The organism is Segatella copri, from assembly GCF_024330485.1.
In the GTDB taxonomy this organism is placed as follows: Bacteria; Bacteroidota; Bacteroidia; order Bacteroidales; family Bacteroidaceae; genus Prevotella; species Prevotella copri_L.
The window spans coordinates 1-5,181 of sequence record NZ_JANDWX010000062.1 but is presented as its reverse complement, the minus strand read 5'-3'; the positions used below and the strand labels follow the sequence as shown (position 1 = coordinate 5,181).

At 36.3% G+C, this 5,181-nt stretch carries 7 protein-coding genes; all 7 read right to left on the bottom strand.

Annotation, left to right across the window (positions count from 1 at the left end):
- Positions 1 to 135 precede the first annotated feature (135 nt).
- The 7 genes from NNC77_RS15960 to NNC77_RS15930 all read right to left on the bottom strand — a co-directional run bounded on the left by NNC77_RS15960 (position 136) and on the right by NNC77_RS15930 (position 5,034).
- The gene (locus tag NNC77_RS15960; protein WP_254971809.1) at positions 136 to 756 is read right to left on the bottom strand and encodes a hypothetical protein; all 621 of its coding nucleotides are present in this window, start codon (positions 754 to 756) and stop codon (positions 136 to 138) included.
- 394 nt (positions 757 to 1,150) lie between these two features.
- Positions 1,151 to 2,002 carry a hypothetical protein gene (locus NNC77_RS15955; protein ID WP_254971807.1) on the bottom strand — a complete coding sequence of 284 codons (852 nt, stop codon included), beginning with the start codon at positions 2,000 to 2,002 and terminating at the stop codon, positions 1,151 to 1,153.
- 43 nt (positions 2,003 to 2,045) lie between these two features.
- Positions 2,046 to 2,486 carry a hypothetical protein gene (locus tag NNC77_RS15950; RefSeq protein WP_218413469.1) on the bottom strand — a complete coding sequence of 147 codons (441 nt, stop codon included), beginning with the start codon at positions 2,484 to 2,486 and terminating at the stop codon, positions 2,046 to 2,048.
- Between the two features lie 47 nt (positions 2,487 to 2,533).
- Positions 2,534 to 2,881, bottom strand: coding sequence for a hypothetical protein (locus NNC77_RS15945; protein ID WP_254971804.1), 348 nt, complete (start codon positions 2,879 to 2,881; stop codon positions 2,534 to 2,536).
- Positions 2,882 to 2,932: 51 nt separating this feature from the next.
- On the bottom strand, positions 2,933 to 3,877 hold the full coding sequence (locus NNC77_RS15940) for a hypothetical protein (protein ID WP_254971802.1): 945 nt from the start codon (positions 3,875 to 3,877) through the stop codon (positions 2,933 to 2,935).
- Positions 3,878 to 3,907: 30 nt separating this feature from the next.
- A complete protein-coding gene (locus tag NNC77_RS15935; protein WP_218413472.1) occupies positions 3,908 to 4,117 on the bottom strand; it encodes a helix-turn-helix domain-containing protein in 210 nt (69 codons plus the stop codon).
- 278 nt (positions 4,118 to 4,395) lie between these two features.
- A complete protein-coding gene (locus NNC77_RS15930; protein ID WP_254971800.1) occupies positions 4,396 to 5,034 on the bottom strand; it encodes a hypothetical protein in 639 nt (212 codons plus the stop codon).
- Between the last annotated feature and the right edge of the window lie 147 nt (positions 5,035 to 5,181).

Genomic DNA, 5,181 nt, shown 5'->3' with positions numbered 1-5,181 from the left:
AGCTTAGAGAACTATAAAGTTACTGATAATCAGCCACTTAACCAAATTTTATTAGTTATATTACGTTAATTAACTCTCTCATTTTCAATCGATTACATAAGAATTAACAGAGTATTGATACTTAAAACAGATATTCTATTTCAACAGACTATCAAAAGTCCTTATTAACGAAATAGGATCTTTATCAAATTCTTTCGTATCTAAATTAGACACAGTTTCTTTCATCACAGGATATGGCTTAAATACAATTTTAAGCAACATTTTCGCACCAATACTACTTCCCATCCAATAACCCTTTGCCACATCTTCATTCTTTACCTTAAAATAGAAAACATAGTTTGTGCCTTCCAAATGCAATGTTTTGGTATTTGTTATTGTTGAGATATAGTGTATATAGGCAGACACATTTTTCCCTTCATACACAGGTTTGAGGAATATCGGAGTTTTGTATGGTTTTGGATTTTTGTTCCAAACGCTTGGCAATGATTTTTGCGCCATAAGCGGAACGAACTTTATCCATTCTTTAGATTTTGAATCGTAGTACTTAATGCTCTTTATCTCTGTAGATTTGTATTCTTTCTTTTCTCTAGACTTGGAATCTTTAGCAACAACGACATCACCATCATCAAGCATAAATAAAGTTTTTGTGACTCCCTTAACCACATTCCCGTTGTTTAAGGTAATTTCAACATTGTCCTGTGCTTGTACCATTACACACAACAAGAGGGCAAGAAACATAAAAAATATTCTTTTCATACTCATGTTTTTTACGGTTTGACTTAATGTCACAAAAATACTTTTTTTTCTTTGCTATCCAAAAAATAAACACGTTTTTTAACTTTTTTTATCCGTGCGAATAGTAATATTTAACGCTTGAAACGAAAAATGGTTTATGGAAACTGTTATCTGTTATTTGTTATCTGTACAGCCAAAAAAATCGTTTTTGGAAACTGTCAACTGTAACGCTTGGGGATGATGTTATTGACCTGTCATGTGACATTTTACTCTTGTATAGACTACACCCTTTATCCAAGTCTTCAAAAGAGACGTTTGAGATAGTGTTACTTATAAGAAGTTTTTTAACTCGTAGAGAACAAACAGTTGCCCCGGAATCTTTCAAATAAAATAGCTCCTCACCGTTCTCCAATGATTATGATTCGCATAAATCCTTGCATTTCTCCCAATAGGCATCGAATTCCTCTTTGCTAACCAACATATTGGTTTCTATAGAATACAAGTCATATTGCAGGATGAAAGACATCGGAGGATTGTGTTTGATGAAATCTTCTGGAAAGCAACTATCTACGTAGACATTAGCTACGCAATAGTTGCCATCCGCAGAAATTGTAATAGCCCTTGATACTCTCACGCCATCAAACTCGCCATAGCAAATCGTGTCGAACACCTTTATCTTGAAATAGAACTTGTATATCAATATCTTGTTATTGCATGGAAGTTGGCTTCTCAGACGGATGCACAAATGAGCCAAAGACAACAAAAAACTTTTCTTGGCATCTTTTGGAGACATTATCAGCGTGAAGTCCTTGCCAATCTGACCTACAGAATTTACTTCGACTTTTGTTTTAGGCGCTTCCTTAGAAACAAGTGCTTGGATCTCCTTAACCGCCTTGCTCCAAGTCTTAACGTAATCAGGAAAAATGAAGTAATAATAGCTGCGGAAAAAGAACTCCTTAGTCTCTGGCTTGTATTGTACGAAGAAGTTGGCAGAATCAAAAGATTCGGTTAACTGTTCTTCGTGCATGATGTGAGAATCATTGGGCGACTTCTCGCAAATCGTACTAAGCATCTTGACTTGCCTCTTGAACCATATTTTGTATCTTTTGGCATAGAGTACAAAAATAATCGATATAACAGCCAAAATGACAAGCACGACAACACCGATAATATCTGAGCAGATATGAGTGATGACACCTATGCCATATATGATGACAATGCACCATAAAACGACCATTCCAAGTTTAGACATTATTTTTTCTATCATAAAGCTATTCGTTTTTGTGGTTTTTTGAATCCACGATTTTCTGTTATCTATGATACAGGCAGTGCCCTTTTCTGTAGTCTTCGGGAGATAATCTTTTTTTGTTTTCAAACGCCATTTTATAGTCTTTCATATACCATTCCCATGCTTCTTGCATTACATAGTCCTTGTCATATAATATCCAAATTAACCTGTCCCATTCGTAGTTCGAGGCTTTGGGAACCATCGTTACTTTACTTCCTTTTTTACCGCTTGGACGATTGGCTTTTACTTGATATCTTATATTTCTATAAACGAAATCCGTCCCTTTGGCAACAGCAGTTTTATCTCTCATGTAATCGGAGTATTCTTTCTCAGACATACCTATCAACATTGCTGCATCATATTCTGAAATGGAACTTGTAATAGACGGTGCAACCCCAAAACTTGCTTGCCATTGCAAGGCAATATCTGCAAGTTTATCTCTTAGCTTTATCTTTTCTTCCATAATTGTGTTTATTTGAGCCTTGCGGACTTGCAATCCGCAGAAAGCGATTAATCATCCCAATAATACGTAGGTCTGTTGAAAGAAGGATACCAATCCAAGTATAGCACTTGTACCCTGGTGCCAATCTTGCGATAATCACCTTCCTCCACAAGCGAATTTCCATCATAAGTTTTATCTCCGACTTGAAACTCATACAGATAACAGTTCGTAGTATAGCGATGGAGCCAAGACGAAGTATTAGGTGTAATGACGGGTTCTGTTTTCACACCATGCTTTTTCAGCATACCTAATAGTATAGGTACACCAATAACGGCATAAGCAAAAACACAAATACAAATACCAAAGTAAATCTTCCCTATTGTTTCCTTTACTGAGCTAAAATCAATGTATCTCATTTGATGTTCTTTTTAGTCTCTGCGGACTTGCAATCCGCAGGAAGTACAACTTTATCTTCTTTCAATCAATTCCCCATCCCATTTTACAAGGTTCGGACGATGGCATCCATGCCATTTCTCGAAGTAAGCATCAATATCGCAAACTCTTGACATCACTTTCTCTTTTAATTTCTCAACTTGATTGTTGTAACCAATTTCCGTGAAGTAACGCCCTACCTTCAACCCTCCAGACCAAAACTCCTTGGATAGAGCAGGCATTCCCTTTATAAAATCAGAGTCAAGCCTCATTTCCTTTTCACTGTTTGGAAGTATGACGTATTTCAGACCTTCCGTCTCTTTAAGTGAAGAAAGAGAGCCAAGTTGAGGGGTGACCTCAAAGGCATTTATAAATATCTTTATGTATCTGTCGCCTTGTGTTATCCTTACCGACACAAAATCCAAGAACTTGCCCTGTCTAAGACGGCACATATCATAAATATAACCAAAGCCATTCCATCCAAAGTTTGATGTCTTGAAAGGTTTCTCAACAAACCCTTTTTCTTTTAGGATGGGAAGGGCATCTTTGAGAAAAATATCTTTCCTTACTTTTAGAATATCTTTCCTTGTCGCTTGGTATTTCCGAACCTCTGGGCATTTCCATAACAGTAAAGAGAAAGCAAACAGCACAAAAAAGAACACGATATGCCTCATACATAGATAATCTTTCTCAAAAACCGTGTCATGCTGCATATCATAGAAGAACTCGGCTTGCCCAATATTTTTGCAAAGTTCTCTGCTTACACCTACATAATAGTCCTTACCAGCGTATGCGATTTTAACCGTTGAGTGCATTCTGTGCTCTCTACAATTTACCTCCAGGATGGAGTAATTTGTAATCGGCTGTTCACATGAAACAATATAGTTTTGCTGCTGATATGTCGTGGCAACATATAGAGCAAAGCATAATACCCCAATGTTTATCGCTAAGACTATAGGAATCCATTTGTTTATTCTCATACCATAGTTGTTTTACCTCCCATAATCGCTCTAATCATTACGCTCCTTTTCGTCCGTGATAAGCTCTTTCATATCCACAGACAATAGCTGCGCGATTTCAAGAAGTGTGGTAAGATTGGGTTGAGTGCGGTTGCATACGTATGCATTGACCGTACTGAAACTCCTTTCCAACTTCTTTGCAAGCCATGTTTGGCTTATCCCTTTGTCCTCTAAAACTGCTCTTATGCGATTTAACTTCATATTTTTATTGTTTTTACACTACAAAAATAACATTTTATCGTGATAATCCATCCGAATCCATTGAATATCTGCTATATTCTGCCGTAATTTAGACAAAATAGAAATATAATCTGCACAAATGGAACCAAACAATTAGTTTTCCAACACGGCAAGATACATGTATGCGTTCATGAATATTTGTTCTCTTTGCCATACTCTCATACTCTTAAAATGACAAAACCGGATAATTGCACAGAGTTGTGGAAAATAACAATGCTGTTATGCAGATTATATCCAACCTACACAACAAATAGCATAAAACTTCCGAAATCTGCACCACCATAAGGATATAAAACCATTATATCTTTTTTATGCTGGCATACTGAGGCCATAGATATAATTACGTCTTGATTTTCCCCATACCTATTCTTTATGGGAAGTAAAGCCCTTTCCAAGAGGTTCACAATCTCGCTTTTTGCAAAGGTACTACCATGTTGTATTAGGAAGTTTTGGGAATCATATATTCCTGAAAACAAGAATCTAATTGCAGTCTTTAAATCTTCAAAAGTTTCTATTTCTATAACGCCCAAGAACACGATGGTATTGTTGCTTATGGGAACACTCCAAGTTTGGATTTCTTCACTGAAATAAAATCCAGTCAAATCAAAATGAAAAGTTTTTCTTACCAACAAACTGTCTTTAAGTTCATTGGAATGCGTAACCAATATGTAATGAGCATTAGGATTTGCCTTATATAATTTCTCTGCAAAAGAGGTGTAATCATCATCTTTTGCATCTCCTATATAGTCATAGTCTATCAAGCGAACGTCAATTTGTGGGTTTATGCCAAACAATGCCTTTATTTGGGAGGGCATACTGACAGTAGCGTCCTCTCCTATGGATCTAAATTTCGTAGAAAGCAAAATATCGTTGTTCATGATTTCTTACTTGGTTTATTCTTCGTTTTCCTTAATTCCGCAACACTATAGTTTAACATTATTTATAAGTGCCTGAGCAACAAAAAGTTGCCCAGGATTTTGCCATGTCAGAATTTTCACTTACCTTAGTGTTGCGAAAAGAAGACA

Bases quoted from the DNA above. Each gene is read 5' to 3' on its own strand.
- NNC77_RS15955 (WP_254971807.1), bottom strand. From the start codon at position 2,002: ATGATAGAAAAAATAATGTCTAAACTTGGAATGGTCGTTTTATGGTGC.
- NNC77_RS15945 (WP_254971804.1), bottom strand. From the start codon at position 2,881: ATGAGATACATTGATTTTAGCTCAGTAAAGGAAACAATAGGGAAGATT.
- NNC77_RS15960 (WP_254971809.1), bottom strand. From the start codon at position 756: ATGAAAAGAATATTTTTTATGTTTCTTGCCCTCTTGTTGTGTGTAATG.
- NNC77_RS15940 (WP_254971802.1), bottom strand. From the start codon at position 3,877: ATGAGAATAAACAAATGGATTCCTATAGTCTTAGCGATAAACATTGGG.
- NNC77_RS15930 (WP_254971800.1), bottom strand. From the start codon at position 5,034: ATGAACAACGATATTTTGCTTTCTACGAAATTTAGATCCATAGGAGAG.
- NNC77_RS15950 (WP_218413469.1), bottom strand. From the start codon at position 2,486: ATGGAAGAAAAGATAAAGCTAAGAGATAAACTTGCAGATATTGCCTTG.
- NNC77_RS15935 (WP_218413472.1), bottom strand. From the start codon at position 4,117: ATGAAGTTAAATCGCATAAGAGCAGTTTTAGAGGACAAAGGGATAAGC.